This is a genomic window from Agrobacterium sp. DKPNP3 (assembly GCF_052686535.1).
Window position 1 is genome coordinate 18,583 of the sequence record NZ_JBQYSN010000035.1, and the last position, 26,494, is coordinate 45,076.

The 26,494-nt window shown below is 57.9% G+C and carries 24 protein-coding genes; 14 read left to right on the forward strand and 10 right to left on the reverse strand.

What is annotated here, in order from left to right; genetic code table 11:
• Nucleotides 1-77: 77 nt before the first annotated feature.
• From ACUTJJ_RS11940 to ACUTJJ_RS11950, 3 genes are all read left to right on the forward strand, one after another.
• Nucleotides 78-1,091, forward strand: a complete 1,014-nt coding sequence (locus tag ACUTJJ_RS11940) for a substrate-binding domain-containing protein (RefSeq protein WP_445542306.1) — start codon at nucleotides 78-80, stop codon at nucleotides 1,089-1,091.
• Nucleotides 1,092-1,266: 175 nt separating this feature from the next.
• Nucleotides 1,267-1,464 (forward strand): hypothetical protein, encoded by a 198-nt coding sequence (locus ACUTJJ_RS11945; RefSeq protein ID WP_445542307.1) that lies wholly within the window; start codon nucleotides 1,267-1,269, stop codon nucleotides 1,462-1,464.
• A gap of 219 nt (nucleotides 1,465-1,683) precedes the next feature.
• Nucleotides 1,684-1,857: a hypothetical protein gene (locus tag ACUTJJ_RS11950; protein WP_404495569.1), complete on the forward strand. Its 174-nt coding sequence runs from the start codon at nucleotides 1,684-1,686 to the stop codon at nucleotides 1,855-1,857.
• Here the strand turns inward: ACUTJJ_RS11950 and ACUTJJ_RS11955 are convergent.
• Together ACUTJJ_RS11955 and ACUTJJ_RS11960 are read right to left on the reverse strand one after the other, a co-directional pair.
• Nucleotides 1,847-2,428, reverse strand: a complete 582-nt coding sequence (locus ACUTJJ_RS11955; protein WP_445542308.1) for a DNA-3-methyladenine glycosylase — start codon at nucleotides 2,426-2,428, stop codon at nucleotides 1,847-1,849. The genes ACUTJJ_RS11950 and ACUTJJ_RS11955 overlap by 11 nt on opposite strands.
• A gap of 100 nt (nucleotides 2,429-2,528) precedes the next feature.
• Nucleotides 2,529-2,705: a hypothetical protein gene (locus ACUTJJ_RS11960; protein ID WP_445542309.1), complete on the reverse strand. Its 177-nt coding sequence runs from the start codon at nucleotides 2,703-2,705 to the stop codon at nucleotides 2,529-2,531.
• A gap of 185 nt (nucleotides 2,706-2,890) precedes the next feature.
• On the opposite strand from ACUTJJ_RS11960, the gene ACUTJJ_RS11965 reads away from it, so the two are divergent.
• The 3 genes from ACUTJJ_RS11965 (at nucleotide 2,891) to ACUTJJ_RS11975 (ending at nucleotide 5,703) form a co-directional block, all read left to right on the forward strand.
• Nucleotides 2,891-3,664, forward strand: coding sequence for an SDR family oxidoreductase (locus ACUTJJ_RS11965; protein ID WP_445542310.1), 774 nt, complete (start codon nucleotides 2,891-2,893; stop codon nucleotides 3,662-3,664).
• Between the two features lie 178 nt (nucleotides 3,665-3,842).
• A complete protein-coding gene (locus tag ACUTJJ_RS11970) occupies nucleotides 3,843-4,898 on the forward strand; it encodes a L,D-transpeptidase family protein (RefSeq protein ID WP_445542311.1) in 1,056 nt (351 codons plus the stop codon).
• A 19-nt stretch (nucleotides 4,899-4,917) separates the two neighbouring features.
• The gene (locus ACUTJJ_RS11975) at nucleotides 4,918-5,703 is read left to right on the forward strand and encodes a L,D-transpeptidase (RefSeq protein WP_063950057.1); all 786 of its coding nucleotides are present in this window, start codon (nucleotides 4,918-4,920) and stop codon (nucleotides 5,701-5,703) included.
• A gap of 87 nt (nucleotides 5,704-5,790) precedes the next feature.
• On the opposite strand, the gene ACUTJJ_RS11980 is transcribed toward ACUTJJ_RS11975, so the two are convergent.
• Both ACUTJJ_RS11980 and ACUTJJ_RS11985 read right to left on the reverse strand, forming a co-directional pair.
• Entirely contained in the window at nucleotides 5,791-7,605 is a 1,815-nt protein-coding gene (locus ACUTJJ_RS11980) for a methyl-accepting chemotaxis protein (RefSeq protein ID WP_144577690.1), read from the reverse strand.
• Nucleotides 7,606-7,747: 142 nt separating this feature from the next.
• A complete protein-coding gene (locus tag ACUTJJ_RS11985) occupies nucleotides 7,748-9,082 on the reverse strand; it encodes an aspartate aminotransferase family protein (protein ID WP_445542312.1) in 1,335 nt (444 codons plus the stop codon).
• A 144-nt stretch (nucleotides 9,083-9,226) separates the two neighbouring features.
• Between ACUTJJ_RS11985 and ACUTJJ_RS11990 the strand changes: the two genes are divergently transcribed.
• From ACUTJJ_RS11990 to ACUTJJ_RS12005, 4 genes are all read left to right on the forward strand, one after another.
• The gene (locus ACUTJJ_RS11990; protein WP_003500658.1) at nucleotides 9,227-9,775 is read left to right on the forward strand and encodes a cupin domain-containing protein; all 549 of its coding nucleotides are present in this window, start codon (nucleotides 9,227-9,229) and stop codon (nucleotides 9,773-9,775) included.
• A gap of 620 nt (nucleotides 9,776-10,395) precedes the next feature.
• A complete protein-coding gene (locus ACUTJJ_RS11995) occupies nucleotides 10,396-11,076 on the forward strand; it encodes a sugar transferase (RefSeq protein ID WP_063950054.1) in 681 nt (226 codons plus the stop codon).
• Between the two features lie 182 nt (nucleotides 11,077-11,258).
• A complete protein-coding gene (locus tag ACUTJJ_RS12000; RefSeq protein ID WP_445542313.1) occupies nucleotides 11,259-12,527 on the forward strand; it encodes a polysaccharide biosynthesis/export family protein in 1,269 nt (422 codons plus the stop codon).
• Nucleotides 12,528-12,534: 7 nt separating this feature from the next.
• The gene (locus tag ACUTJJ_RS12005; protein ID WP_445542314.1) at nucleotides 12,535-13,803 is read left to right on the forward strand and encodes an O-antigen ligase family protein; all 1,269 of its coding nucleotides are present in this window, start codon (nucleotides 12,535-12,537) and stop codon (nucleotides 13,801-13,803) included.
• Here ACUTJJ_RS12005 and ACUTJJ_RS12010 read toward each other — a convergent pair.
• The 5 genes from ACUTJJ_RS12010 to ACUTJJ_RS12030 all read right to left on the reverse strand — a co-directional run bounded on the left by ACUTJJ_RS12010 (nucleotide 13,800) and on the right by ACUTJJ_RS12030 (nucleotide 21,156).
• The gene (locus ACUTJJ_RS12010; RefSeq protein ID WP_445542315.1) at nucleotides 13,800-14,294 is read right to left on the reverse strand and encodes a hypothetical protein; all 495 of its coding nucleotides are present in this window, start codon (nucleotides 14,292-14,294) and stop codon (nucleotides 13,800-13,802) included. The two genes, ACUTJJ_RS12005 and ACUTJJ_RS12010, sit on opposite strands and share 4 nt — an antisense overlap.
• 83 nt (nucleotides 14,295-14,377) lie before the next feature.
• Nucleotides 14,378-15,736 (reverse strand): HlyD family type I secretion periplasmic adaptor subunit, encoded by a 1,359-nt coding sequence (locus tag ACUTJJ_RS12015; protein WP_063950050.1) that lies wholly within the window; start codon nucleotides 15,734-15,736, stop codon nucleotides 14,378-14,380.
• Nucleotides 15,737-15,744: 8 nt separating this feature from the next.
• Nucleotides 15,745-17,946 carry a type I secretion system permease/ATPase gene (locus tag ACUTJJ_RS12020; protein ID WP_445542316.1) on the reverse strand — a complete coding sequence of 734 codons (2,202 nt, stop codon included), beginning with the start codon at nucleotides 17,944-17,946 and terminating at the stop codon, nucleotides 15,745-15,747.
• A 77-nt stretch (nucleotides 17,947-18,023) separates the two neighbouring features.
• Nucleotides 18,024-20,042, reverse strand: a complete 2,019-nt coding sequence (locus tag ACUTJJ_RS12025; protein ID WP_445542317.1) for a hypothetical protein — start codon at nucleotides 20,040-20,042, stop codon at nucleotides 18,024-18,026.
• A 148-nt stretch (nucleotides 20,043-20,190) separates the two neighbouring features.
• Nucleotides 20,191-21,156 carry a hypothetical protein gene (locus ACUTJJ_RS12030; protein ID WP_063950047.1) on the reverse strand — a complete coding sequence of 322 codons (966 nt, stop codon included), beginning with the start codon at nucleotides 21,154-21,156 and terminating at the stop codon, nucleotides 20,191-20,193.
• An 898-nt stretch (nucleotides 21,157-22,054) separates the two neighbouring features.
• On the opposite strand from ACUTJJ_RS12030, the gene ACUTJJ_RS12035 reads away from it, so the two are divergent.
• The gene (locus ACUTJJ_RS12035; protein WP_445542318.1) at nucleotides 22,055-22,828 is read left to right on the forward strand and encodes a helix-turn-helix transcriptional regulator; all 774 of its coding nucleotides are present in this window, start codon (nucleotides 22,055-22,057) and stop codon (nucleotides 22,826-22,828) included.
• A 51-nt stretch (nucleotides 22,829-22,879) separates the two neighbouring features.
• On the opposite strand, the gene ACUTJJ_RS12040 is transcribed toward ACUTJJ_RS12035, so the two are convergent.
• Nucleotides 22,880-23,224 carry a hypothetical protein gene (locus ACUTJJ_RS12040; RefSeq protein ID WP_445542319.1) on the reverse strand — a complete coding sequence of 115 codons (345 nt, stop codon included), beginning with the start codon at nucleotides 23,222-23,224 and terminating at the stop codon, nucleotides 22,880-22,882.
• A 397-nt stretch (nucleotides 23,225-23,621) separates the two neighbouring features.
• Here ACUTJJ_RS12040 and ACUTJJ_RS12045 point away from each other — a divergent pair, with 397 nt between their 5' ends.
• From ACUTJJ_RS12045 to ACUTJJ_RS12055, 3 genes are all read left to right on the forward strand, one after another.
• Nucleotides 23,622-24,644, forward strand: coding sequence for a UDP-glucuronic acid decarboxylase family protein (locus ACUTJJ_RS12045; RefSeq protein WP_445542320.1), 1,023 nt, complete (start codon nucleotides 23,622-23,624; stop codon nucleotides 24,642-24,644).
• A gap of 1 nt (nucleotide 24,645) precedes the next feature.
• Nucleotides 24,646-25,629 carry a UDP-glucose 4-epimerase GalE gene (gene galE / locus ACUTJJ_RS12050; RefSeq protein ID WP_445542321.1) on the forward strand — a complete coding sequence of 328 codons (984 nt, stop codon included), beginning with the start codon at nucleotides 24,646-24,648 and terminating at the stop codon, nucleotides 25,627-25,629.
• Nucleotides 25,626-26,494 (forward strand): glycosyltransferase (locus ACUTJJ_RS12055; RefSeq protein ID WP_445542322.1); only part of this gene is annotated, 869 nt, incomplete at its 3' end. The genes galE and ACUTJJ_RS12055, both read left to right, overlap by 4 nt.

Consider the following 26,494-nt stretch of genomic DNA (forward strand, 5'->3'; position numbering starts at 1 on the left):
ATTGAAATCGTTTTCAATTTTTGTCGGCTTGAAAAATCCGCGGCGGCGACGCATGCAGGGGCAAATTGGCAAAAAATATGAAGCTCAAGGAATTTGCAGAAAAGGTCGGGCTCTCGCCGACCACAGTCAGCCGCGCGCTTGGCGGTTACCCCGAGGTGCGCGAGGAGACGCGGCAGCGGGTGATGGATGCCGCCCTGAAATACGGCTATCGGCCGAATGCCAACGCCGTCAGGCTGGCGACCGGCAGGGCAGGCGCGATTGGGGTCGTAATGGGCCGGTCGGGTGGCGGGCATTTCTTTTCGGAATTCATGGGCGGCATGGCGACGCGGCTCGAACGGGAAGAGACTGATATTCTTGTCAGCGTCACCGTAGACAATAATCTTGATGAGGAACTGGCGATCTTCAGCCGGCTTGCCGCGAGCGGCCGCGTGGACGGCATCATCGTGCATTCTCCGCGCCCTGACGATGAACGTATTGCACTGCTGAACCGCTTGGGTATTCCCTTCATCGTTCACGGACGCTCGAGGACAGCGTTCGAACATGCCTGGCTCGATATCGACAACCACGATGTCACCTACCGCCCGACGATCCATTTTCTGGAACGTGGACATCGAAGCATCGCCCTGATCAACGGTCCCGTTGGCCGCACATTTGTGCAGGACCGCGAACGGGGCTTTCGCGAGGCACTGGCAACCCACGGGATAACGCCGGAGCCGCGTTTCATGATGAATGAGCATTTCAGCGAGGAAACGGCGTTTCGTTTCGCCCGCTCGCTTCTCGAGCAGACACCGCGCCCCACGGCCTTCGTTGCCGGTGCAATGATGACCGCTCAGGGCGTCTACCGCGCCGCAACGCAGATGGGGCTCACCATCGGCAAGGATGTCTCCGTCATCGCTCACGACGACGTGTTTCCGTACCTGACACCGGAGAGCATGATGCCGCCCCTTTCCACCACGCGCTCGCCGATGCGCATGGCGGGGATGCGGGTAACGGACCTGCTGTTGCAGATTATAGGCGGTCGTCCGGTGCAGGAGGTCCAGGAACTCTGGCCGGTCGAGTTGATCCTGCGGGAATCAGTCGGCCCCGTCTGAGCTTGTCAGCATAGAATGCTGATTCCATTCCATTTTGTGAACATCGTGTGATGGCTGTTCGTCTTTGGCCGTCTATACGGCTGCCTCATCTTCTGTATAATCGGAAATGCAGCGGGCTTGATGGAACAGGACCCGTGCCGGCGCGTTGAGGGGACGTGTTGAGGGAGGATGATAGATGTTTGAATTTCTAAAACCGCAACAGCAGCCCGTCATCGATGACGTCGAAGCAACCGGGACTTATGCGGACGCATTTCTCAACGTTTCGAGCCCGGAACTGACAGTTTCTACAGCGCGGGAACATGGGCACGAAGCCCATTCCAGAGATTATTGCAATGATCGCAATGTCTCCCGCAGCGCGCTTGGCTTCGCCTGAGCAAAGTCAGAAACTTCCCCATCAAACGGAACGGACCTGTCGTTCCGACGTTTCCTGTTAGACCCCTGGGCGGCGCAACGGAACCCAAGGGACCTGATCGGCATGTGACCGGTGGGCGAATTTCACGTTGTGCCGCCCGATTGGAGATGGCGCCTGCCGCCTCCCGAAATCCAAACCGCAATTCGCTTCAAGGGGCATTGCGTTTGTCAGGAGACCGCGATGACCACCATACCCGTTGAGCCCTATCCGGATCAGCCAGTGCCGGTACCGCCGCAGCCGGACATCCCTCCGGTCAAGGAGCCCGAGCCGGACAGGCTGCCGGATGAGCTGCCCAATCCAAATCCTGACGAAAATGACGAGCCGCCGAAAGTCTTTTCGTCTGTCACCCGGTGACATCGTCAAATTTCTTGCTGACGAATGCAGAGCCCCTAAGCCCAAAGCGCCAAGGATAGTCGACTGCGCGGCTTATGCCGATGCGTCTGCCACTTGAGACCGCGGCGGCTTCCTTCGCGAGGCGCAGCGAAAACGGTGGCGCTTGAAGTGGCATCCCGTCCATATCCCCCGTAATCGCCAATGCCTGGCAAAGTCTGCCGGGGCCCGAACAGAGGAGCTTGAGCTTGTCTGTTCCGCGCCTGACTTTCATCATTTCCATACCCGCTGTTGGCTCGATGGCACGCAGAAGCACCGCAGATCCGGGGGCGCATACGAAGTTGGCGCACCAATGGATGCCGTAGGAGCGATACACATAGAGATGCCCAGCCGGGCCGAACATTGCCTTGTTTCGCGGTGTTTGACCGTTAAAGCTGTGCGAGGCCGGGTCATCCGGGTGATAGGCTTCCGTTTCAACGATCAGGCCGCCGACATTGCCGACGCGAAACTCTGCGCCGACGAGGTCGCGCGCCACTTCTACGGCATCGCGCTCAAAAAAACGCTTCTGCAATTCCGCACCGAAGGCATCATTCATCGGGAACCCCTGCCGCCCTGAATTGTTCTGAAATCATATATTTATCGTTTCCAGCATCGACTTTCGTTGCTGATCGCCAACCGGAGGGCACTTCATGCAACTATCCACGACCCATGTAAAACGCAATAACGGCGCCACCTCCGTCGAGTTCGTCGGTAGCGATGGCGATCATGTGTCCGTGCGTCTTGCCGATGGTCTGCATGATATCGATGACGTGGAAGCGATGCGGCGCGCAAGTGCAGTGCTGGTTCAGCTCACGGCTTTCGGAACGCGTCACGGAACGGACGCTCCCTCTCAGTTCTCCGCGTTGAGCACTGTACAGGGCGAGGCCCCAGAATCTCAGGAAAGCGCGTGCGAAGCGAAAGATCGCGGGATTGTGGAGGAAGGAGCCAGTCTCCCAGTGGGCAAGCCAGCGTCGGCAACCGTCACGTCCATTGCATCGGCAAAGGGAGGATATTGATCGTGGCTGACCGCAAAGTTGCTCTCGTCACAGGTGCCGGCTCCGGGATCGGGCGCGCCGCCGCCATTCAACTATCTGCCGCGGGGTTTGCGCTCGGCCTTCTCGGGCGCACCGAAAGTGAGCTGCAGGATGTCGCGGCGGAGATGGGGGACGCGCCCGCCAAAATACTCGTCGCTGATGTGTCCGATGAGGAGGCGATGCGAGTTGCTATCGAATCGCTGGTTGGAGAGTTCGGCCGAATTGACGTCGTCGTGGCCAATGCGGGTGTGAACGGTGTTTGGGCGCCGATCGATGAATTGAAGCCTTCCGAATGGGACGATACGATCCGCATCAATCTGCGCGGCACTTACCTGACGATCCATGCCAGCGTGCCGCATCTGAAGGCCGCAGGCGGAGGCTCGATCATCATCGTTTCATCCATCAATGGTACGCGCACCTTCACCTCGCCGGGGGCAACCGCATATTCCGTCACCAAGGCCGGGCAGGTGGCCATGACGCAGCAACTGGCGTTGGAGCTTGGGCGACACCGGATACGCGTCAATGCCGTATGTCCGGGCGCTATCAAGACCTCGATCGACGAAAATACCGATATCCGCGCCCGCGAAAAGACCGAGGTGCCCGTCCGCTTCCCGGAAGGGGACATTCCGGTGACGGGTGGTGTCGCGGGGACGAGCGAGGATGTTGCCGACCTGATCGAATTTCTGGCGTCCGATGCATCGCGCCATATTACCGGCACGCCGGTCTGGATCGATGGCGGGCAGGGTCTCCTCAGGTGATCCCGGGCGCTGCTTGCGCCCTTGGAACCTACCCTCACGGCCTTGTGTGCCCATGATTAACGAATGGGTAACGTCTCTTCACGAGACTTTGTCTATTGCGAGGTTGCCGTGTTGTGGCCACCTTCGGTAGTTAAGCCTCTGCCGCAAAGGCGGGCAAATCAGGCGGGTAGAGAGATCCATGAGCATCCAAGCGTTGCTGACTTTCGCAGCTGCGGGGTTACGGCAAAAGGTGAGGGCGGGAGCACGAATGGCTGCGGTCGTTGCGATCGGAGGCAGCCTTGCCGCATGCACCTCCATGGGACTCGATAGCGTCAAAAAAGATCCGCCTAAGCTGTCTTCAAAAATGATGGCGCAGATGTCGGCCAAGAGCATGCGCCCGGAAAGCCCTGTCCTCGTTCGCATTTTCAAGCAGGAAAGCGAACTCGAAGTCTGGAAGGTGGACAAGACGGGCAACTATGCGCTGCTGAAGACCTACCCCATGTGCCGCTGGTCCGGCAAACTTGGCCCCAAGACGAAAACCGGCGACCGGCAGGCACCTGAAGGTTTCTATCATGTTTCCGCGGGCATGCTCAATCCGAACTCCCAATACTACGTCTCGTTTAACCTGGGTTACCCGAACCGGCTGGAATCGGCCCTCGGCTACACCGGCGAGGCTTTGATGGTCCACGGCGCCTGCTCATCTTCCGGCTGCTACGCCATGACGGACAGCCAAGTAGGCGAGATTTACGCCATCGTGGCGCGGGCGCTTCAGGGCGGCCAGGATCGCTTCCAGGTTCAGGCCTATCCCTTCCGCATGACGGCACGGAACATGGTGGCGCATCGGGACGACCCAAATATGTCTTTCTGGAAGACGCTCAAAGAGGGCTACGATTATTTCGAGATCACGCGCCGCCAGCCCAAGGTGTCCGTATGCGGACGCCGTTATGTCTTTAACAGCGAATTTGCGGGAGGTGAGCCTGCCGATCCGCTCGCTGCCTGCCCACCTGTCGTCAATCAGCCGGAGCCGGAAGTGGCCTCGAAACTGGTGCAGGAGCAACAAAAACTTGCCGCCGCGATGAGCGAGGGAACTTCCGCCCCCCTCAGCGCGTATGTAGACGGCGGCATGCATCCAAGCTTCCGGGCAATCTTGAAATCCAATGGCGCTAAAGCCATGGCGTCTCAGGTTTCCGGCACGAAGTACCCAATCAGCCGCCCCGAGGCGGCGCTGGCAGACCCCTTTGCCAGCGCGAGATGACGTTAATGAGGTTTTTCAATTGAACGAGACGACGACGACCCGGCGGGGCTTCCTGCTTGGAGCCGGTGGATTGGCCCTTGCCGGCCTTGCCGGTTGCAACACCACGGCGCGCGAAGTAGCAAAACCTGCCGCTCCCGCCGATGATCCCATGTATGCGCTGATGTATGGTCCGAAGCCGGATGAGCAGTTTCCTCTTCCGGAAATCCCCTACAAGCGCATTCCACGACAGTTTCTGCGCCAGATGGTTGCAAACCCGACAGGCGAGCGTCCCGGCGTGATCGTTGTCGATACCGCCAACCACTTCCTTTACCTGACCTATGAAAACGGACAGGCGATGCGATACGGCGTTGGTCTTGGTCGTGCCGGCTTTGAATGGTCCGGCCGCGGCGTGATCCAGTACAAGCGCGAATGGCCCCGCTGGACCCCGCCGGATGAGATGGTTGCACGCCAGCCGGAGCTCGAACCCTATAGCAGCCGCAACGGCGGTATGGAGCCGGGGTTGAAAAACCCGCTCGGCGCGCGCGCGCTTTATATTTTCAAGGATGGCAAGGATACGATCTACCGCCTGCACGGCTCGCCCGAATGGTGGACCATCGGCAAGTCGGTGTCATCGGGCTGCGTCCGCCTGCTGAACCAGGATATCGTCGATCTCTACAACCGCGTTCCCGCCGGCACGCCGATTGTCGTGACATCTCTCGGCCCGGCCCAGCAGGGCGTTCCAATCGGCCAGGAAGGCGTACCCGTGGCGCAGTACGGCAACGGCGTCATCGGCGACGGGTTGTCGCAGCCGGTACAGGCTTATTGATCTTCAGAACGTCAACTCACGGCGCGGATACGCCGTGAGTTGCGCCCGGTATCGGATGTCGAAAAGTCTGCCATGCCACTTTCGCCATTAGGCGACCCGGCGGGCACGGGTATTGTCCTTTTCCATTTCCAGACGGAAGCGAGAGACCAGGGAGCGCAGCTTCGCCGTTTCAGCCGCGAGCGTCGCTGAAGCCGCCGTGGACTGTTCGACCATAGCCGCATTCTGCTGCGTCGCGTGGTCCATCGAATTCACCGCCGCGTTGATTTCCGCAAGACCGGTCGTTTGCTCGCTGGCCGATGTAGCGATGGCGTTCATGTGCCGGTCAATGCCCGCGATGCGCTCACCGATATCCTTCAGGGCGGTGCCGGTATTGAGAACGAGCTTCACGCCGTTTTCAACCTCGGCCGAGGACTGGCGGATATGGTCACGGATTTCGTTTGCAGCCTTTGCCGACCGCTGGGCGAGATCGCGCACTTCTTGCGCGACGACCGCAAAACCCTTGCCGCTCTCGCCAGCGCGGGCGGCTTCCACCCCCGCGTTCAACGCCAGTAGATTGGTCTGGAAAGCGATTTCATCGATAACGGAAATGATGCCGGTTATCTGCTGAGACGAGGCTTCGATGCGCCGCATTGCTTCTTCGGCATGGCTTACCACTTCGACGGATTTCAGCGCGCTCTCATTGGCGTCGGTTGCAGCCAGGCGCGCCTCGATGGCGCGTTTGTTGGCGTTCGAGACGTTGACGGTGATCTCATCCAACGCAGCCGCAGTCTGCTCGAGAGAAGCCGCCTGACTTTCCGTGCGGCGCGAAAGATCGCCGGCGCCGGCTGCAATTTCGCGGCTGCTACCGTCTATCGTGCCGACGCCATTTGATATGGCGGTAAGTGTTTCCGCCAGTTGCCTGACAGAGCTGTTGAAATCATGGCGCAGCGCCTCGAACTGCGGCGCGAAGGCGTCATCGAGCTGAAACGCCAGATCTCCCGAAGCCAGCCGTTTCAAGCCAGCCGCAAGACCGGACGTAGCGATACGCAGTCTTTCCGAGGCGTCTTCTTCAGCCTGCCGGCGGGCGGCTTCCTGATCAGCTTCCGCCTGTAGACGTGCTGCTGCAGCCTGTTCCTCGAGGGCGCGATTTGTGATCGCCGACTGCCGGAAGATTTCGACCGCACCGGACATTGAGCCAATCTCATCCTTGCGATCAATGCCGGACGGCGGCTGTGACGTATCGCCGCCCGCCAGGCTCTCCATGTTCTTTGCCAATTGCAGGATCGGACGGATAACCGATTTGCGGGTGAGAAGGAAAAGCGCGCCACAGAACATTGCTGCAGCGACCAAGAGCCCTTTCAGGACGAGATCGATCGTCGCCTTTGTCTTTTCGCTTTTGGCCGAGGCGGCGTCGGAAAGAGCCTGAATCTGGTCGCCTGCGGTTTCCATCGCTTTTTCCAGCGCGGAGAATTGCCGCATGAATTCGGGCACCAGTTTGATGGCCCCTTCCTGATCGGTACCCGCGAGCGCCACGACTGCATCGGCTGCATCCATATAAGCGAGAAGCGGTTTTTCGACGCTGTCGATAACGGCTTTGACATCGGTGCCTGATGATAACGACTTATTGGCTTCGATCGCCTCGCGGAAGCTGGCTTCATGCTCGTCAAGATCGGCCTTGACGTCCTTGAGGTCGAGATTCATCCGGGCATCGGAGGAAAGGATGGCGGCAAGTACATCAGAGCGCAGCGCGTCATGCATCATGTCTGCCTGCATGTGGTTGCGCAGGACATCGGCGGAAAGGCCGACATATTCGCTGTTACTGTTCAGCTTAGCCGCTGACCATATGCCGATACCGGCGGCGCTGCCGGTGATGGAGAATATTGCAATGCTCGCCAATATGATTTTGCTTTGAATCGAAGCCATAAGAGTGTTCCCACGCAGTTGTTATACTGCGAGACGATAATAGAATATGTTTAATGAATGCTCTATTTGTTCCACGCTTGATGGAAGTCAAAAAAGGCTGCAATATATATTGCAGCCTTTTCTTTATTAGTGATCGGTAATTTCACTGCGCCCGTTTGAGCGCTTCACCCAGGATGGAGACGATATCGTCGAAATGGGATTTTTCGGCGATGAGCGGCGGCGACAGAGCGATGATGTCGCCGGTCACGCGGATCAGCAGGCCACGCTCGAAGCAATCCACAAAGACATCATAGGCGCGCGCGCCCGCAGCACCGTCACGTGGCTGCAACTCGATGCCGGCGATGAAGCCGATGGTGCGAATGTCGATCACATTGGGCAGGCCCTTCAGCGAATGGATGGCGTCATGCCAGGCATCTTGCAGTCCGGCAGCGCGGGTGAAGAGACCTTCGTCGCGATAGATATCAAGTGTGGCGATGCCGGCGGCGCAGGCCACCGGGTGACCGGAGTAGGTGTAGCCATGGAAAAGCTCGATCTGGTTTTCCGGCCCATGCATCAAGGCGTCATGCACCTTGCGGCTGGTAAAGACCGCACCCATCGGGATTGCGCCATTGGTCAGGCCTTTGGCCGTGGTGACGATATCGGGGGTAACGTCGAAATAGTTCGTGGCGAAGGTCGAGCCCATGCGGCCGAAACCGGTAATGACTTCATCGAAAATCAGAAGGATGCCGTGCTTGTCGCAGATGGCCCGCAGGCGTTCGAGGTAACCCTTCGGTGGCACAAGCACGCCGGTCGAGCCGGCCACGGGCTCAACGATGCAGGCAGCGATCGTTTCGGCCCCATGCAGGGCGACCAACCGTTCCAGATCGTCCGCAAGCTCTGCGCCGTGCTCGGGTTGACCTTTGACGAAGCTGTTCTTCGCGAGATCGTGGGTGTGGCGCAGATGGTCGGCGGGGATTTGCGGGAAGACGCGACGGTTGTTAACGAGGCCACCCACCGAGATGCCGCCAAAACCAACGCCGTGGTAACCGCGCTCCCGACCAATGAGACGCGTCCGCGTGCCCTGTCCGATAGCGCGCTGATAGGCGATGGCGATCTTCAGGGCTGTATCGACGGATTCCGATCCAGAGCCGGTGTAGAAGACACGGTCCAGTTTCGCCCCTTCCGGCCCGGGCGCGATTTCCGCCAGCCGTTCGGCAAATTCAAAGGCGATCGGGTGACCCATCTGGAAAGAAGGCGCATAATCCATCGTCGAAAGCTGATGCTTGACGGCGGATGCTATCTGGTGACGCCCGTGGCCGGCATTGACGCACCACAGACCAGCGGTGCCGTCCAGAACCTGACGGCCGTCGTTGCTGGTGTAATACATGCCTTCGGCGCTGGTCAGCAGGCGAGGATTTGCCTTGAACTGCCGGTTGGCAGTGAACGGCATCCAATAGCTGTCGAGAGAGGTGGAATTGGATCGGCTCGGGTTGTCCATGATAGTCTCCTGTTCGTGGCCGCGATTGAAAGCTATTTTGGCGACTGAACAAGCCCTTTTCTATTCGTGCCCAAGCTATTGATATTGCTCTTCGCCTAAAGGCATGTTTTCGATATTTCGAACAACGGCAACGGGAGAGCAGGCATGTCGGTGGATATCGGTGGACGTTTGCGTCATTTGAGGCTTCGCCACAATATCTCCCAGAGGGAGCTCGCAAGGCGCGCCGGGGTCACAAATTCAACTATTTCGCTGATCGAATCCAACACCTCCAACCCATCTGTCGGAGCGTTGAAGCGCATCCTAGATGGAATACCGATCGGCCTTGCCGAGTTTTTCGCCTTCGAGCCCGAGACGAGCCGCAAGGCGTTCTACCGGGCGGATGAGCTCGTCGAAATCGGCAAGGGTCCGATTTCCTTCCGGCAGGTGGGTGACAATGTCTTCGGCCGAAGCCTGCAAATACTGAAGGAATGTTATCAGCCCGGCGCCGATACCGGCAAGGTGCCTTTGGTTCATGATGGCGAAGAGGGCGGTATCATCCTCTCCGGGCGGCTGGAGGTGACTGTCGATGAGGAAAGGCGCGTGCTCGGGCCGGGCGATGCCTATTATTTCGAAAGCCGAAGGCCTCACCGCTTTCGCTGTGTCGGTCCGGTTCCATGCGAAGTCATCAGCGCGTGCACGCCTCCGACCTTCTGATTCCCGCGGACTTTTGCCCCGAAATGTGCGACTGGTAGGCTGCGAGGCCCCGCCGCGGTAAAAAAAGCGCCTTGAGCTATGCGATTAGTGCGCGGCTGCCATGAGGAAACTGCGGTATTTCGCCACGGTTCTGCCGCGTTTGCCGCGCTTTAGCGATTTTTCCATCGCTTTTTCTTGTTCAAAGCACGGTATCGTACAAAAAACAGTGCGTCGATATGTCAAATTTTATATGCATTGCCACAATCTTGCTGCGGCGCAAAAAAATTTAATAGTCCACCAGATCCTTGGCTGTTCTTATCGTTTCTGTCCCGTTGCGCCAAGTCATAAGAAACACATAAGAACAGACCGCTGACCACACGAAATCCAATACATGTTCAGACGACACCCATGCTCTGAACACATGGCCGTCGACACATTTGTTTCTTTTTTATGCAACCGTTAATATTGCCCGAACGTTGATCGGCCGCTTGCGCAAGAAATCGCATAGACGGTGATGGCCAATGTGCCTTACAAAAAATCCATTAGCATCAAATTCCGAACACACACTTGTTATCTCCTTAAGACGGAAAGACGCGCCTCCGGGCACCGACCAATCGCAAAACATAAATGGAGTTCTCTCTATGAAGTCCGCGACCCAATCGGCTGAACAGACACTCAGCAGCTCCGAAGATTTCGATGTCAGTTTCCCTATCGGAGGCATCGCAAAACGCAGCTTCGATGTGACGTCTGCTGCACTTGCGCTGCTTATCTTCAGCCCGATATTCCTGTTGATCGCAGTGCTGGTGAAATTGTCTGATCCTGGCCCGATCTTTTATGGCCACCGTCGTGTAGGCCATAATGGCCGTTATTTCCATTGCCTGAAATTCAGGACGATGGCGATGAACGGTGATGAGATCCTGCGGCAATATCTTGCCGCCAATCCGGAAGCCGCCGAGGAATGGCGTGCGACCCGAAAACTTAAAAACGATCCGCGCGTCACGGCCGTCGGTGCCGTTCTGCGCAAGCTCTCGCTCGATGAACTGCCGCAGCTCCTGAACATCATTCGTGGGGAAATGAGTGTCGTCGGTCCGCGTCCTGTCGTGGATGAGGAACTCAGCTACTACGAAAATGCTGCCGCCTATTACCTGAGCACCCGTCCGGGTCTCACTGGCCTGTGGCAGATCAGCGGCCGCAACGACGTGTCCTACAAGACCCGCGTCGCCTTCGATACGCAGTATGTACAGAACTGGTCCATGCGCCAGGATGTGTTCATTATCGTCAAGACGATCCCCGCCGTGTGCCTGTCACGCGGAAGCTACTGAATACTGATATTGAGTTCGGCTTTATCGATCTTTGTTTCGACACGCACCCTGACCGGGATCCCAAGTCCGGTCCTTGGGTGCGTTATTGGTGCTAATCGTATTGGCCGCTTTTGCGGCGCGGCCCGCGGGTCGCGCGACGGCCTGATCGCCGGTAAGGCGATCCGCTAACAGGGAGTTTCCCGATGAACGGCTTTTCTGCCGCCCGCCGCCCCGCCCATCGCTCGTTTGTGGCTCTCCTTCTTGCGGCCTCCGTTGCCTTTTCCGCGCCGCTTTCCGCCTCGGCTGCGGACGGCGCCCAGTATAAACTCGGCACCGCCGACAAGCTGCGCATCCGTGTCGCCGAATGGCAACCGGCGGATGGCAGTATCCGGAACTGGGATGTGATCAACGGTGATTATTCCGTTGGACCATCCGGCTCACTGTCGTTGCCCTTCATCGGTCAGCTCAACGTCGCAGGCAAAACGCCGTCCGAGGTCAGCGAAGAGATCGGCGCCCAGCTTCAAAGCAAGTTTGCCCTGCGCAACCTGCCTTCCGCCTCCGTCGAGATCGCGCAGTTCCGGCCGATCTTTTTGAGCGGTGACGTGCAGACGCCGGGTGAGTACCCCTATGCCCCCAATATCACCGTTCTCAAGGCTGTCAGCCTGGCTGGCGGGTTGCGACGGTCCGATGCGGGGCAGCGCTTTGCACGCGACTTCATCAATGCGCGCGGTGATGCCGCCGTTTATGACAACCAGCGGGCAAGGTTGCTGGCGCGTCAGGCGCGCTTGATTGCCGAGGTCAAGGGCGATCAGTCGATCACCAAGACGCCCGAGATGGAGAAGATTGCCGAGATCGACACTCTCCTTGCCAGCGAAAGCGCACTGATGAAATCTCGAACCGAGCGTTACACCCTGCAGCTCAAGGCCCTGACCGACCTGCATGCGCTGTTGCAGAGCGAGGTCGAGTCCCTGAAGAAAAAATCCGAAACCCAGAACCGCCAGCTCCAGCTTGCCAACGAGGACCGCGATCGGGTCAACCGGCTGAACGAGCAGGGGTTGGCACTGTCGCAGCGCCGTATTTCCGCGGAAGAGCGCGCGGCCGAGGTCGAATCCACGCTGCTTGATATCGACACGCAGTCGCTGCGCGCCAAGCAGGATATCAACAAGGCGACTCAGGATGAGATCAACCTGCGCAATGACTGGGTGGCGCAGCGCTCCAAGGAATTGCAGGACACGGAAGCCGAACTCGACAAGCTCAATCTGCAGCTTACCACCAGCCGGGAATTGATGTCGGAGGCGCTCGCGCAGTCGGCGGAAGCGATCCGTTTCGACCCGTCGGGCAAGTCCGCCACCATCTCTTACGTCGTCGTCCGTGAGGAAAACGGCACGCCGAAAGAGCTGAAAGTGGATGAAAACGCCTTGCTGCAGCCCGGGGATGTCATCAAGGTTTCGTCTGAAATCCTGATGCAGTGAGGTCTTCATGCGGATTGCCAAATCGGCCCTGATCGACCCTGAACGCAACGAGATCTACGGAATGGTGGCCATCGCGCTGTCATTCTTCGTTTTCGCTTATTCGTCGCGCTTCGGAATGGTTTCGGTTCTGGCCTATTATGGCCTGTGGCTGCCGCTTGTGCTCGTAGATTACCGGCGGGTGCTTGGCAATTATCCGCGCTACTTGTGGATATTCGCTTTCGGCATCCTCACCGTCCTGTCGAGCTTCTGGTCAGAGGCGGTCTCCGTGACCATGCGCGCTTCAATCCAATATATGACGCATATTGTCTGCGCGCTCATCGCCATGCGGGTAATTTCCATACGCACGATGACACGGGGTGCGCTCATCGGCATCGCCCTTGTGCTGCTTTATTCGCTTCTCTTCGGCATCTATCTCTTCGACGCGCTTGACGGCACCTATAGTTTCGTTGGTGCTTTCTCCTCTAAGAACCAGCTCGGCTTTTATGCGTCGCTTGGCGTCATTTTCGCCGCATCCTCCGTGTTGGTTCTGAAGCAGCGAGGCATTTGGTTGCCGATTGCCGGCGTTACGGGCCTGTTGTCTGCCTATAGTTTGCTGGCGTCGCAGTCTGCGACATCAGCCATCACCACGGCGGCTGTAGTCGCCCTCATCATCGGCTTCATTCCGATGGGCATGCTGTCCCCTGCCAACCGCAAGATCACGTTTTTTGCGCTCGGCGGTCTCGGCGCTCTCTTGGCTGTGGCGTCCCTGCAGTTTGGCCTGCTAGACGCCATCCTCGGCATTTTCGGCAAGGATTCGACGCTGACCGGCCGCACCTATCTATGGCAGCAGGGTATCGAGGCGGCAAAACAGAATCCCATCCTGGGTGTCGGGTACCAAGGTTTCTGGGTGGTGGGTTTTGCGGATGCAGAACGGCTTTGGAATGATTTCTTCATCACCGGCCGCAGCGGCTTCCATTTCCATAATACCTATATCGAAACGGTCGTCGAAAACGGCTTCGCCGGCATGATTTTGCTTGCGATCGTGCTGTACGGTACCCTGCTCGGGCATCTTCGCTCGGTTCTGATGCGCAGGAGCGATCCGCAGGGCGTCATCCTGTTTGCGATCTGCGCACTGTTTGTCGTCCGGTCATTCGTCGAGATCGACATCATCTTCCCGTACCAGATCGGCTCATTCCTGCTCTATTTCGCGGCGGGCAAGCTGTGTCTTCCGGCAAGGGCAGCGCGGGGTAGCGAGCTTCATCCGGCGATCGGCATGCGACTACAGACAAAATCCTAGAGATAATCCGCTGAGACATGCGGGCTGGCGTGGATGAAACTCCACAAGTCCTTACTGACCGCAACGATGTCGGCAATGGATTTTTCGAGGTGTTCGATTTCCTTCTCGTCCATCTTTTCCACCTTGCCGTAGCGCACCTGTCTGTCATCTTCCACCAACCGCATCAGCTGCGTGCTGGCGATTTCGCCTTTCTCGTCGAACGAATAAATGCAGTGATTATATTTGTTGCGCGTTTTCGCTTCCTTCTTCAGGCGTGCCATGATGGACAGGATCGTCTTGCGATCCTTTGCATCGGAGGTGGGAAGCTTTGCCAGTCGCTCAATCAGGTCCATGCGCGCGCGCGTGGTATTGAGGGTGAGGAACACGACGATGGCCGCCTCTTTGTCTACTCTTAGGAGATGGACGATCAGATAGATCATCAGGCTTTCGGTGTTAGTCCACACGTAATTCAACCTGCCGACCAGCAGCAATACGTCCGACATTACCGCCATTTTGCTTCTCCCGAGCCCGGCACCGAGGAGGTCATTATAGGTCGACGCACCACCGAAAGACAGTCTACACTGCTGTAATTTATTCATCTTTCCTTGAAGGCGCGCGACATGCTGTCGGCGATCGGCTTCGTCAGATATTCGAAGAAGGTACGCTCTGACGTCTGGATCAGGACATCGGCCGGCATGCCGGGCACGGGGTGGAAATTATGGACCTTGGCGATTTCTTCGTCAGGGATCTGCACGCGAACGATATAGACATCCTTCACCTGGAGACCGGCATTTTCTTCGATGCTGTCGGCCGACACGTAGAAGACCTTGCCGTTGAGAACCGGCGTGGTGCGGCGGTTCAGCGCCGAGAGGCGGATTGCTGCCGTCTGGCCTTCATGCAGCTGGTCGATGGAGGTCCTGAGCACCTGAGCTTCGAGGATCAGCGGAACATGCGCCGGCAGGATTTCCATGATCGGCTTGCCCGTCGTGATGACGCCGCCGGGTGTATGGTAATAAGCGCGCACGACCGTGCCGTTGACGGGGGAGCGGATGACGGTGCGTTCCAGCACTTCGGCGGCGCCGCGTACCTGTTCGCGCACGCTGTCGAGATCGGCTTCCGCAGTCTCAAGTGCATCCAGCGCCGCCTGCTTGTTGGCGTTGACGGCGATGATGGCTTCCTGCTTGAATTTGGCGATCTCCGCTTCGCTCTGGTTCATCTCCCCCGTCAGACGGGCGATATCGCCCATGGCATCGGCTATTGCGCGCTCGAGCGCCAGCATGTCCGTCTTGCGAATGACGCCGTCCTTGGCCAGTCGCTCCTTGGAATCGCGTTCCTGGGTGAGAAGCGCCAGCTGCCGGTCGAAAGACTGCTTCTGCCCATCATACCCTGCATACCGAAACTCAAGTGACTTTATGTTCTTGTTGATGAGGTTCAGCTGCTCTTCCAGCTTTACGAGCTTGCTGTGAAAGACGATGTTCTGGCTTTGGATGATGGATTTGATATCGGGATCGCCCGCCTCCTTCATCACGATCTCGGGAACCTTGAAGTTCTTTTCCCCCTGAGCTTCCGCGCGCAGTCGCGTGACGATGGTTTCGAGGCGCAGACGGCGCAATTGCAGCATGCGCTCGTTGGCAAGGGCGGTCGTCTTGTCGAGTGTGAGAAGCACATCGCCGACCTTCACCGTGTCGCCTTCGCTCACCATCATTTCCTTGATGATGCCGCCTTCCAGATGCTGAACAACCTTGTTGTTGCCCGTGGCGACGAAGCTGCCCTGTGCGATGATGGCGGAGGACAGCGGAGCTGTGCCCGCCCAGTAGCCAAAGCCGCCAAAGGAGGCGAGCAAAACGGCAAGGCCAATCGAACTGTGCAGGCGGATTGAGCGGGGAACCTCGCTGTACCATTCCAGCTGACCCTGCGGTTTGACCTCTGCGACGGCATTCTTCTTCTTGAACATGACGATCCTCAACCCTCGATCTGCGGGGACTGGCTGCCCGGACGGCCGTTGCCGGACAGCGCTTTCAGCACATCCAACCTTTCACCGAACATGGCGACGGACCCGTCCTTCAGCACCATGATCTTGTCGACGCATTGCAGAAGCGCCGGACGTTGTGTGATGGTGACGGTCGTAATGCCCTGCTTCTTGGCGTGCAGCAGTGCTTTTGCCAGAGCCTGTTCGCCAGCCGTATCCAGATTGGAGTTCGGCTCGTCAAGCACAACGAATTTCGGATCGCCGAAGAAGGCGCGGGCAAGCGCGATGCGCTGCTTCTGGCCACCGGAGAGCGGTGCGCCATCGGCGGCAACCACGGTCTCATACCCTTGAGGAAAGCCAGCGATCAGCTCGTGCACGTCAGCCAGCACGGCGGCCTCATAAATCTGTCGGTCCTCGACATCGTCACGCATGCGGCAGATATTGGCCTTGATGGTGCCAGGGAAAAGCTGCACGTCCTGCGGCAGGTAACCGATGCTTTCGCCGAACTGCCGCTGGTCCCAGTTGCGCAGATCCATGAGGTCAAGGCGCACATTGCCGGATGTCGGCAGGATGGAGCCCACGAGCATCTTGCCGAGCGTCGTCTTGCCGGAGCCGGAGTTGCCGATAATTGCCAGGGACTCGCCTTTTTTCAGCGAAAAGGAAATGCCGTTCAAGATCACCTTTTTCTGTGGCGGCGGCACGAAGAGGATGCGCTCCACATCGAGCCGCCCTTCGGGATTGGGGAGGCGAAGGCGAGGAAAGTTCAGCGGCGAGTTGACGAGAAGCTGCTTGATGCGGCCGTAGGAGGCTGCGGATTTGTTGAACTGGTGCCAGCCTTCGATCGCGCCTTCGATGGGCGCAAGCGCGCGGCCGGAAATGATCGAAGCCGCGATCACCATACCGCCCGTCAACTCACCCGACAGCGACAGATGCGCGCCCCAGCCAAGCAGCGCCACCTGGGTGATCATGCGGGCAGCCTTGGAGACACCCGAGAACATGATGTTGCGGTCCTGCGCCGCCACATGCGACTTGAGGGAGCCTGCGGTTTCGCGGCCCCACATCTTCACCGCCTCGGGGATCATGGCGAGCGCATTGATGATCTGCGAATTGCGCGACATGGAGTCGAGGTGGAAGTTGGCGCGGCTGGCATAACCGGATGCCTCGGCAAATTGCCGTGCGGTAAAACGCTGGTTGAGCCAGGCAATGCCAAAAAGGACGGCGCAGCAGACCATGATGATGATGCCGAGGTGTGGATGGACGAGATAGACCACCACGATGAAGAGCGGCATCAGCGGTGCATCGAGAAACGCAATCAGCGTGCCCGATGTCAGAAAGCCGCGCAGTTGCTGAAGATCCTGGAGGATCTGATAATCCTTGCCGCTGCCGTGCAGTGAGGCGCGGGCAGCGGCCGACAGAATGGGTGCCCCAAGCTGGACTTCCAGTTCAACGGCGGTGCGCATCAGAATGAAGCGGCGGATGGCATCCATGAAGGCCTGCAACAGAACAGCGCCGAGGACCGCGACCGTCAGCATGACGAGCGTATCCATGGAGCGGCTGGTCAGCACGCGGTCGGAAATCTGGAACAGATAAAGAGGAATGGCGAGCAGCAGGATGTTGATGGCGATGGTGAACAGCATCACCACCACCATGTTGCGCCGAACCGCGGCGATGCCTTTGGCAAGGCTTGCGGCGAAGTTGATCGGCTCGCTGCGCTTGTGAAAGCCACTCTGGCTTCCACCGCCGCCACCACCACCTCCGTTGCCATTCTCTATTGGCTCTTTGCCGCCACCACCCGTTGCCGGACGGCGTTCATTTTCACGAATTGGACCGACATTATTGTCGATGGTCTTGACGAAAGGCAGGTCGGGACTGTCGACCTTGGTCTGCGGTTGTGATGGGGAGGCGGGTGGCCGGTCTGGCTGCGGTGCCGGTTTTGCCGAGGGAATATCCCGCAATTGCTCCGCCTGGGACGCTTTTATCTGCGGCTGGTAAAGAGCCTGTGAGGGAGGGGACTGAGTGGGCGCTGATGTCACTCTTGATTCTTGGTCTGAACCGGAGAGATGGCGCAGGTTTTCCACGGCTTCGTTGATGGCTGAAATGCAGGCGGCTGTCAGTTTGCTGTCTTCCACATCCTGATCGAGCGGCAGGTCCAGCGATTGCCCATCGGCAATGGTTTTTCTTGATATATGATCCATTTTTATCCGTCCCCTCGGTGTTCTCACGGTGTCTGCGGTTCGACTTCGCAGGGCGCTCGCCGCCCCGCCAGCCAGAGCTACGCGGTCACCGTCTGCATGACGTCGGCGGAATGCGCGTTCGACCAGGACAGGTCATGGCCGGCATTGATGACGCCATCGGATTCGTTTTCGATTGTGGCCGGATCGTCGTGAAGAAAGGCGATGACCTCGTTCGCAAGCTGGCCGTGCTGGGGTTGCGACATGTCATTTTCGATAATGCCGCCCTGGATGAGTATCGCGTCGGAATAGACGCCGCCGGCGACATATGTCGTTGATCCGAAGCTGTCGTAATCGATGATCTGCGCGAGATTGACGACGGCGTTGCTGCCGGTGTCGATGTGGACGGTCGCATCCTCGTTGTTCTCGATAACCCTGGCCGCGGCCTGCGTCACATCGTCGGAATCGCCGAGCACACTGACCTGCTTGATGATGCTGACATCGTAGAGATTGCCGGTGATGTAGAGGACGTTGAGCCCCTGATAACCGGCGAAATTAGCATCATGGGCCAAGCCGTCCGGCATGTTGGGGTCGCGCTCGTTGATCGCGGTCACTGTCTGATTCATGTAGTCGGGCATCGTCTCGAAACGTTCGTTGCTGCCGACATTGTGGATTGTGGCGTCGTTCCAGAGCAGGTTGTTGCTTGACTGGACGGTGGCACCCTCAGGGGCATCCGGATTGGCCCGAACCCAGTCATTGTCGTAAAGCACGGCGACCTGGCTGATGATGTTCATGTCGAGCACATGACCGCCGACGATGACGAGATCGTACTGCATGCCGATGCCGAGGAAATTGGCGACGTTGAGTGTCGCATTGCCGCCCGTCAGCAGACTGACGCTGGCGCCCGAGGTCGTTACCGTCATCGTGTCGTTGTCGCTGACGAATTGATATTGTTCGATCCAGTGAACGAAGGAGACGTCGCCTGCCAGCACACTCACGCGCCACGCCGTGGGAAATGTCGGCGGTTCGCCATTGTCGTCGCCGCCTCCCGCATCCTTCTCGGCACCCGGAAAAACCGTCCGCTCGAAACTGGCGATGTTATAGGCGGCGGTGGCCACCTGATCACCGGACCGCGTGAAGACAGAGTCGATCTCGTCACGGTCGCTATAGACATAGGATTGAGTGATCGCGTCGATCTGGTGATAATCGCCCATGACAGCCGTTACGGAGGTCATGACGCCGGTATTGATCAGCGTGGCGATGTTGGCGACGACATTGGCGCCCGCGGCAACGTCAAGGCTGTTGCCGGCAGGGCTGTCTTCGTGCAGCGAAACCTCGCTTTTTTCAGGCGAATCGGCGGGCTTGGCGATGCCCCGATCCGGCATGAGGTCGTCAAGCGTCGGCTTGGCCTGGGCCAATTCTCCGTTGATGTAAAGGCCGTTGATATCATGGCCGGCGAGAACGAAATCCTTATCCGCGCCGGTGCCGAGGGAGGTCACGCCGTTTTCGCGGGCATGATCGATATAGTCATGCGCGGATTTGGCCAGCGCCTGCAGGGCATCGTAACCATCGACGCGCTGGAAGGTGGAAAACGGCGTAAAGACGGACGCCTCGTTATAGAATTCCACGGTCCGTTGCGTCACGAAAGAGGTGTCGCGTGCCACATCCGGACCATCCGTCATGTTCAGATAGTCATCGTCCTGAAGAATATTGACCTGGGAAAGATGACCGATGACGGAGCCTGGACCGGTGTGAACCACCAACTCGCGCTCTTCTTCAAATGAAGTGCGGCCGGGGAAGCGGAAATTGCTGGCTGACATGTCAGCGGGAACATTGTTCGCGAGTTGCTGGCTGTCGTGTTCGACGCCGCGCGCGAAGTGCGGCCGGACATAGTCGAAATCGTAATAGCCGGCCCGGTAATTGACGCCGGGTTCGTAGTCCTGAAGCGGAACGTCATAATTCTTGTCGGGCAGCCCCGCTGCTTCATCTGCCGCTAGTCTGTCCGGAGCGGCACGAACGTGCCCTTCGGTCAGATTGGCTCTGAGACGCGCTTCATCGATAACCGTGTCAAACAGCCCGATGAAATGTGCGATCATGTCGGAAATCTTGTCGATATGCATTGATGATCCCTCCCTGATCATTGCGGCAGGGACGGGGAGAGGCTGTCGCACCTGTCTCAAGGACGGTGTGTCATTTGCCTGACCTGGTCGATCAACCGCAAACTGCACCGGCGCGTGCCGGTGCAGTTCGTTTCACCAAGGGTGGATATCAGGAGTGGTCTTCACCAACGTCCGAAACGCTGGAGTTGCCGCCTGTGATCGTGACGTCAACAGCGTTGGAGAGCATGTTAGCGCCCTGCACCAGTTCCAGATGGAAGCCGGAGTTTGCCAGGATTGCCGATGCATCTGCCGTGCTCGAACCTGCTGCGTCGTCGCCGGCGTTGAGGTCCCAGCAATTGCCGTCCATGCCTTCAGCACCATAGGCGTCGCCGGCATTGGCGCTGAGGTGGTTTTGAGCGCCACCGTTCTGCATGTCGACGTCCCAGGCCTGATCCTGGTCCGCCAAGTGGTTGGCCTGCACCATGCTGAAGCCGGTGTCGTTGCCTTCGCCATTGAGCGAGCTGTTGAGGATGTTGTCGACATCAAGGGTGAAGGAGAAGTCGTCACCCAGGTTGAAGGTGAGGTCCCCGCCGGCGATGCCGAGATTGCCGACATCCGCGACACCCCCAACGTTGCCGAAGTCGTCATCGGACGTGTAGTAGCTGTCTGACGAGTTGAAGCTGCCGGTGGTGGTGGTCGTCGCCACTGACGTGTCGTTGTCGGAGTAGGAGAACGTCTTGGTATCCGTTTCCGTAATCGTCTGCACAGTTGTGTCGTTGTCGCTGTAGGACTTGGAGCTGTAGCTCCAGTCATAGTCGGTGTCGTTGTCGTTGATGGTGGTCGTCTTGGTGATGGTGTCGTTGTCGCTGTACGACTTGCTTTCGTAGCTCCAGTCGTAGTCGTTGTCGCGATTGTCACCGTTGCCAACAGCCACATCGACCGTAGCGTCGAGATCAACATGCGAGCTGTTGTCCGTGCTGTTGTCGCTGTAATCGTTGTTGCGGTTTTCGCCGTTCGCGGTACCGACATTGCTGTCGTCGACATCGGCGTCGTTGGTCGAGGTGTTAGCAAAACCCTCGGAAAGTGCGCCGATCTTGGTGATGTCGTCGCCAGCAGGCTGTGGCTTGTAACCCATTTCGATTTCCTCCGAAAAAGCTCGGAGCAGCTTTCGAAATCCCTCTCATCTCAAATGGGATTTTATCGCGCTTGCCCCGAATAGTATGAAGATTGATGTTTGCAGATGGACTCATGACGCATCATCTGCGGCTTGGTATCGGCCCGTAGCCGGGCTCTTGTCATTCAGCCCTTGTGCGCTACTCGTTAAAACGGCGCACAAATCCGTTCCTCGCTCCGATGGGGAGCGCGGTGGCCTCGTCTTTTTCACTTGCTTGTTTTTTGAAAAGAGACCGGTGTCTTCAAACACACGTCAGGACCGGAAGCATCTTTTCGTCAGCCGCCGTTCAGCGACGGTCAGACTGTGCCGCAGAAAAATTTTGCTTCCTAGCTATCAATTTGGGTTAGACACCACGGCGCTTGTTGCGAAAGTATAGTCTTTCGGGTGCCTTTCAGCGCTCAAGTTCGCTGGAAATTCGAGCCGCAGCCAGAAATATCCGGGTTTTCCGGAAACATGGTTTATTTTGGCCGGAAGGCGTCTTCATCCCAGAATGGCACAGCCCGCGCATCCTGCGCTTCGGGGCTATGCGAACGAATATCAACCTAAAGTTTCGTTCTTCCAGATAGTGAAACCAAAGGGAAAGTTTTTTCGCGGTGCTTGTTTCAGGGTAGAACGAGGATGAATGATTCTATCCCGCCGTAACCTATTTTGTATGTCAATTGTAAAAAATAACCCGTTTGGGCCATTTATTTACACAGCTTTTCGTATTAGCGTGTCTGAATTAACGGGTGATTAATAATAGTTGACATGGCATGACGCGGAAAATCGTCCCTGGCTATCCGGGGAGGAGGGGTACTCTGCGGGCAAGAGACTGTACAACCAAAAGATAGTAACGCGTAAGCCCTTGAGGGAGGCGTCAATGTTCATGGGAACGTCAGATTATACGGCTAAACAAAAAACCGCCGGGATTCCTATAAATGGTACAGTATTGGTGATAGCGGATCCGGACCTTTTTTCCGAGTGTCTCATGGAGGCGCTGGGCAAAAAGTTCCCATCGTTCGCTGTGGTTAGTATTCCGTCGTCAGGCGAGGTCGAGGAGGATTACGGCAACGATGTGCGGTTGGTTCTGCCTTACCGTATGGCAGGAGAGCGCCTGCAGGTTGTTCTTTCTGATGTTCGTGAAAAGCACCCGGATGCCCCGATCGCGCTTGTTGTGGAAACAATCGACAAGTTCGAGGAGTCGCTAAAGACGCTGGTGGGGATGCGTGTCATTGATGGCGTGCTGCCGCTCAACCTGAGGCTCGATGTGTTCATGGCGGCGGTGGATCTGCTCATGAAGGGCGGGGAGCATTTTCCGGCAGCTCTTCTCGGCAGGCTTACGCCCCATACCTCTTCCGTCAGCACCAAGAGCGTGCGGGACAACCGTGTGATCGCCAACCGCGCCGATGCCTTGGCCGCGTCCAAGAGCGAGATGGCGGCGCTAACGACGCGCGAGGTGCAAATTCTTGACCTGCTTTGCAAGGGTACGCAAAACAAGATCATCGCCGATCGGCTTCGTCTGTCCGAGAACACCGTCAAGGTCCACGTTCGCAATATTTATAAGAAAATGAACGTGCGCAACCGCACGGAGGCCGCGTCGCGCTTCTTCAGTAAAGATGAAGACGCGACGGTCTCCGGCGGCTGGAAGAACTGAGCGTCAGGGCGACCATCAGCCCCGACGCCAGTTCTCCGGTTTTCCGGAGGCTCAGGGTCTCAGGAAGCAGCGGGATTTCTGCCCGAATCCGCTCGGCGAGCAGATGTATGGAGATGAGCCCCAGGAAGGCTGCCGTGATGCCGCTGGCGTGTCTGCGGCATCGGCGACCAGAGTGACGGCCGCGTTGCCGGTTTTTTGATAGCCATAGGATGCCTTCGACTGAGCAACCCGGGTCTTGACGGTTGCGCTGTCGGCAGACGCGGCCTTGATCAGAACAGCGTCTTCGACGACGGAACATGATGCCGTTGCGAAAGTCAAAGTTGCGAGTGCTGCGGCAACAAGCGCCAGGCGAAAATGGCGTGTTTTGCCGCTATGGGAATAAGGCATTTCATTCATGGTTTATGTCCCCTGAAACCGACTGTCTGTCGCATCTCGCCGGGCGGTTTTGATCCCGGTGGACCGAGCCTTACAAAACCAACATAGACCCGACGGGTTGAGCGAAGCTTGCGCTAATGCTCAATAAGATAGGCATAATAGAGGCATAATTAAAAAGGATTAAACGGACGGGTTATTTCGAGCAATCTAGGGTAATCAATTGTAATATTTCGATAAAATAGAGTTGACCTGTCTTTGGCTATGCCTATCATGGAAGTTGAAAAGTTTCGAATGTGAATATTAATTCCTCCAGAAGAAGTAAAAACCGGAGGGTGATATTCAAAATGCCGTGCAATCTGAAGTTTGATCAAAGCTAGTTGGATCAGCCGTGCTGATTCCTCATGGGGAGACGTGTGTCATGCGTAATTTCGTTCCCAACGATCACGACAATGGCGTAACCATTTATTCGGAATGGAAACCTGGTCAACGTGTCCTCGTTAATGGTGGGGCTGGTTTTTTGGGCTCCCATCTTTGCGAGCGCCTGCTGAGCAGCGGCCACGAGGTGATCTGCCTCGACGATCTTTCCACCGGACGCACGGCAAATGTTGCCCATTTGCGGGAAAATAAGCGGTTTTCGCTGGTCGAGCACGATGTTCGCAAGCCCTATGATATCGATGTATCGCTGATCTTTAATTTCGCTTCACCAGCGTCGCCGCCCGACTATCAGCGCGACCCTGTCGGCACGCTGCTGACCAATGTGCTTGGCGCGGTCAATGTGCTTGAGGTGGCGCGCAAGTGCGGTGCAACCGTCGTACAGTCTTCGACCTCGGAGGTTTATGGCGACCCTCATGTCAATCCGCAGCCCGAAACCTATTTCGGCAATGTAAATACAATCGGGCCGCGAGCTTGCTACGATGAAGGCAAGCGCAGCGCAGAAACGCTGTTTTTCGATTATCACCGAACTTTTGGCGTCGACATCAAGGTGGGACGTATCTTCAACACCTATGGGCCGCGTATGCGCCCTGATGACGGCCGCGTCGTTTCGAATTTCATCGTCCAGGCGCTGAAGGGCGACGACATTACCATTTACGGCGATGGCAGCCAGACGCGGTCCTTCTGCTATGTCGATGACCTCATCGACGGCTTCGTGCGCTTCTCGGCGAAGTCGAAAGACTGCACCGGGCCGATCAACCTTGGTAACCCGACGGAAATTCCGGTGCGGCAACTGGCCGATATCGTCATCCGCATGACAGGCTCGCGGTCGCGCATCGTGCATCTGGCTGCAGCGGTCGACGACCCCCAGCAGCGTCGCCCCGATATCTCACGGGCAAACGAGTTGCTGAGATGGCAGCCGCGCGTACCGCTTGAAATCGGCCTGGAGAGAACCATCGCTTATTTCGATGCGATGCTGGCAGGCAAGGCCGTGGCGGAGGTCGCATGACATGCCACGCACAATCCTCGTCACGGGCGGGGCCGGCTTCATAGGCAGCCACATCTGCAAGGCGCTTGCACGATCCGGCTTCAGGCCCATCGCATACGACAATCTTTCGACCGGCCATGCGGATTCGGTTCGATGGGGTCCCTTTATCGAGGGCGACATTCTCGACAACGGCCTCCTGAGAGCAACGCTCCGGGAATTCGCGCCATCCTTCGTCATCCACTGTGCGGCCAATGCCTATGTCGGTGAATCCGTAGAGGATCCGCGCAAATATTACCGCAACAATGTTGCCGGGAGCCTGGCGCTGCTGGATGCCTGCCTCGACGAAAATATCGGCGGTCTGGTGTTTTCTTCCAGCTGCGCAACCTATGGCGTGCCGCCGCAATTGCCGATCCGCGAGGAAACTGCGCAGATGCCGGTCAACCCTTACGGGCGAACCAAGCTGATTTTCGAGATGGCGCTGGAAGACTATGCCGCTGCCTATGGCCTGCGGTTCGTGGCATTGCGCTACTTCAATGCGGCGGGAGCCGATCCGGATGGCGAGCTTTACGAACGGCACGAGCCTGAAACCCATCTGATCCCGCGTGCGCTGATGGCTGCCGCTGCCAAGCTGCCGCAACTGGACGTTTTCGGTGCGGATTATGACACCACCGATGGCACGTGCGTTCGTGATTACATCCACGTCACCGATCTTGCCGATGCGCACGTCGCCGCTGTCAAATATCTCATAGATGGCGGGGAGACGCTGCGGGTCAATCTGGGGTCCGGCCGCGGTACCTCGGTGGGGGATATCATTCGCGCCATCCACCGTGTCACGGGGCAGGAGGTGCCAGTCCATTTCCGCGCCCGGCGTGCCGGCGACCCGCCCGCGCTGTTTGCGGATATCAAACGTGCGGAAGAAACCCTCGGTTTCACTCCCACGCGCTCCGATATAGACACCATCATCCGCACAGCTGGCCCCGGTTTCGGGCTGGAGGTGCGGTCATGAAGGAACACGCCATTCCTTCGGTGCCCAAAGCCGCCGCCGCTGCAGGGGCCGTCCACTTGCGGATGCTGCCTGTCTTTGCCGGCTGGAACCGTATCGCCTATCTGCTCGGCATCGGTGGCTGGCTGGTAACGCTTGCTTACTTCTGGATCTGGTGGCTCGACCGCGACCGGGTGGTCGACTGGCCCTATTACACGATCGTCACGGTCACGCTCGCGTGGATCACGCTTCTGCCCTCCTATTTCATCTTCATCTTTCTGAACGCGAAGGTCGTCGACCGCCGTTCGCCGCTGCCGCGCGGCCGGGTGGCGATGGTCGTCACCAAGGCGCCCTCGGAACCTTTTGCGGTCGTGGAAAAGACGCTGCTTGCCATGCTCGAGCAAAAGGGTCTTGAGTTCGATGTCTGGCTGGCCGATGAAGCGCCGGATGCCCAGACGCTGAAATGGTGCGGCGCGCACGGAGTTTTCGTTTCGACCCGGCAGGGCGTCGCCGACTATCATCGCAAGACCTGGCCGCGGCGCACACGCTGCAAGGAAGGCAATCTTGCCTATTTCTACGATCATTACGGTTATGAACGTTATGATTTCGTCGCGCAGTTCGATGCCGACCATGTACCTCAACCCGATTATCTCCGTGAGATCATGCGTCCCTTTGCCGATCCGGCGGTTGGATATGTTTCGGCTCCGAGCATCTGCGACGCCAACGCCGGTGAAAGCTGGGCCGCCCGCGGCAGGCTCTATGCCGAAGCGAGCCTGCATGGCGCGCTGCAGCTGGGTTATAATAATGGCTGGGCGCCGCTCTGCATCGGTTCGCACTATGCCGTGCGCACGAAAGCCCTGCGCGAGGTTGGCGGCCTCGGGCCGGAGCT

What these genes read in the sequence shown, in the direction of transcription:
- ACUTJJ_RS12030 (WP_063950047.1), bottom strand. Translation starts at nt 21,156, where the DNA reads ATGGGTTACAAGCCACAGCCTGCTGGCGACGACATCACCAAGATCGGC.
- ACUTJJ_RS11980 (WP_144577690.1), bottom strand. Translation starts at nt 7,605, where the DNA reads ATGGCTTCGATTCAAAGCAAAATCATATTGGCGAGCATTGCAATATTC.
- ACUTJJ_RS11970 (WP_445542311.1), top strand. Translation starts at nt 3,843, where the DNA reads ATGAGCATCCAAGCGTTGCTGACTTTCGCAGCTGCGGGGTTACGGCAA.
- ACUTJJ_RS11945 (WP_445542307.1), top strand. Translation starts at nt 1,267, where the DNA reads ATGTTTGAATTTCTAAAACCGCAACAGCAGCCCGTCATCGATGACGTC.
- ACUTJJ_RS11990 (WP_003500658.1), top strand. Translation starts at nt 9,227, where the DNA reads ATGTCGGTGGATATCGGTGGACGTTTGCGTCATTTGAGGCTTCGCCAC.
- galE (WP_445542321.1), top strand. Translation starts at nt 24,646, where the DNA reads ATGCCACGCACAATCCTCGTCACGGGCGGGGCCGGCTTCATAGGCAGC.
- ACUTJJ_RS11955 (WP_445542308.1), bottom strand. Translation starts at nt 2,428, where the DNA reads ATGAATGATGCCTTCGGTGCGGAATTGCAGAAGCGTTTTTTTGAGCGC.
- ACUTJJ_RS12015 (WP_063950050.1), bottom strand. Translation starts at nt 15,736, where the DNA reads ATGTTCAAGAAGAAGAATGCCGTCGCAGAGGTCAAACCGCAGGGTCAG.
- ACUTJJ_RS11940 (WP_445542306.1), top strand. Translation starts at nt 78, where the DNA reads ATGAAGCTCAAGGAATTTGCAGAAAAGGTCGGGCTCTCGCCGACCACA.
- ACUTJJ_RS12035 (WP_445542318.1), top strand. Translation starts at nt 22,055, where the DNA reads ATGTTCATGGGAACGTCAGATTATACGGCTAAACAAAAAACCGCCGGG.
- ACUTJJ_RS11995 (WP_063950054.1), top strand. Translation starts at nt 10,396, where the DNA reads ATGAAGTCCGCGACCCAATCGGCTGAACAGACACTCAGCAGCTCCGAA.
- ACUTJJ_RS12000 (WP_445542313.1), top strand. Translation starts at nt 11,259, where the DNA reads ATGAACGGCTTTTCTGCCGCCCGCCGCCCCGCCCATCGCTCGTTTGTG.
- ACUTJJ_RS11985 (WP_445542312.1), bottom strand. Translation starts at nt 9,082, where the DNA reads ATGGACAACCCGAGCCGATCCAATTCCACCTCTCTCGACAGCTATTGG.
- ACUTJJ_RS12045 (WP_445542320.1), top strand. Translation starts at nt 23,622, where the DNA reads ATGCGTAATTTCGTTCCCAACGATCACGACAATGGCGTAACCATTTAT.
- ACUTJJ_RS12040 (WP_445542319.1), bottom strand. Translation starts at nt 23,224, where the DNA reads ATGAATGAAATGCCTTATTCCCATAGCGGCAAAACACGCCATTTTCGC.
- ACUTJJ_RS12025 (WP_445542317.1), bottom strand. Translation starts at nt 20,042, where the DNA reads ATGCATATCGACAAGATTTCCGACATGATCGCACATTTCATCGGGCTG.
- ACUTJJ_RS12020 (WP_445542316.1), bottom strand. Translation starts at nt 17,946, where the DNA reads ATGGATCATATATCAAGAAAAACCATTGCCGATGGGCAATCGCTGGAC.
- ACUTJJ_RS12010 (WP_445542315.1), bottom strand. Translation starts at nt 14,294, where the DNA reads ATGGCGGTAATGTCGGACGTATTGCTGCTGGTCGGCAGGTTGAATTAC.
- ACUTJJ_RS12005 (WP_445542314.1), top strand. Translation starts at nt 12,535, where the DNA reads ATGCGGATTGCCAAATCGGCCCTGATCGACCCTGAACGCAACGAGATC.
- ACUTJJ_RS11950 (WP_404495569.1), top strand. Translation starts at nt 1,684, where the DNA reads ATGACCACCATACCCGTTGAGCCCTATCCGGATCAGCCAGTGCCGGTA.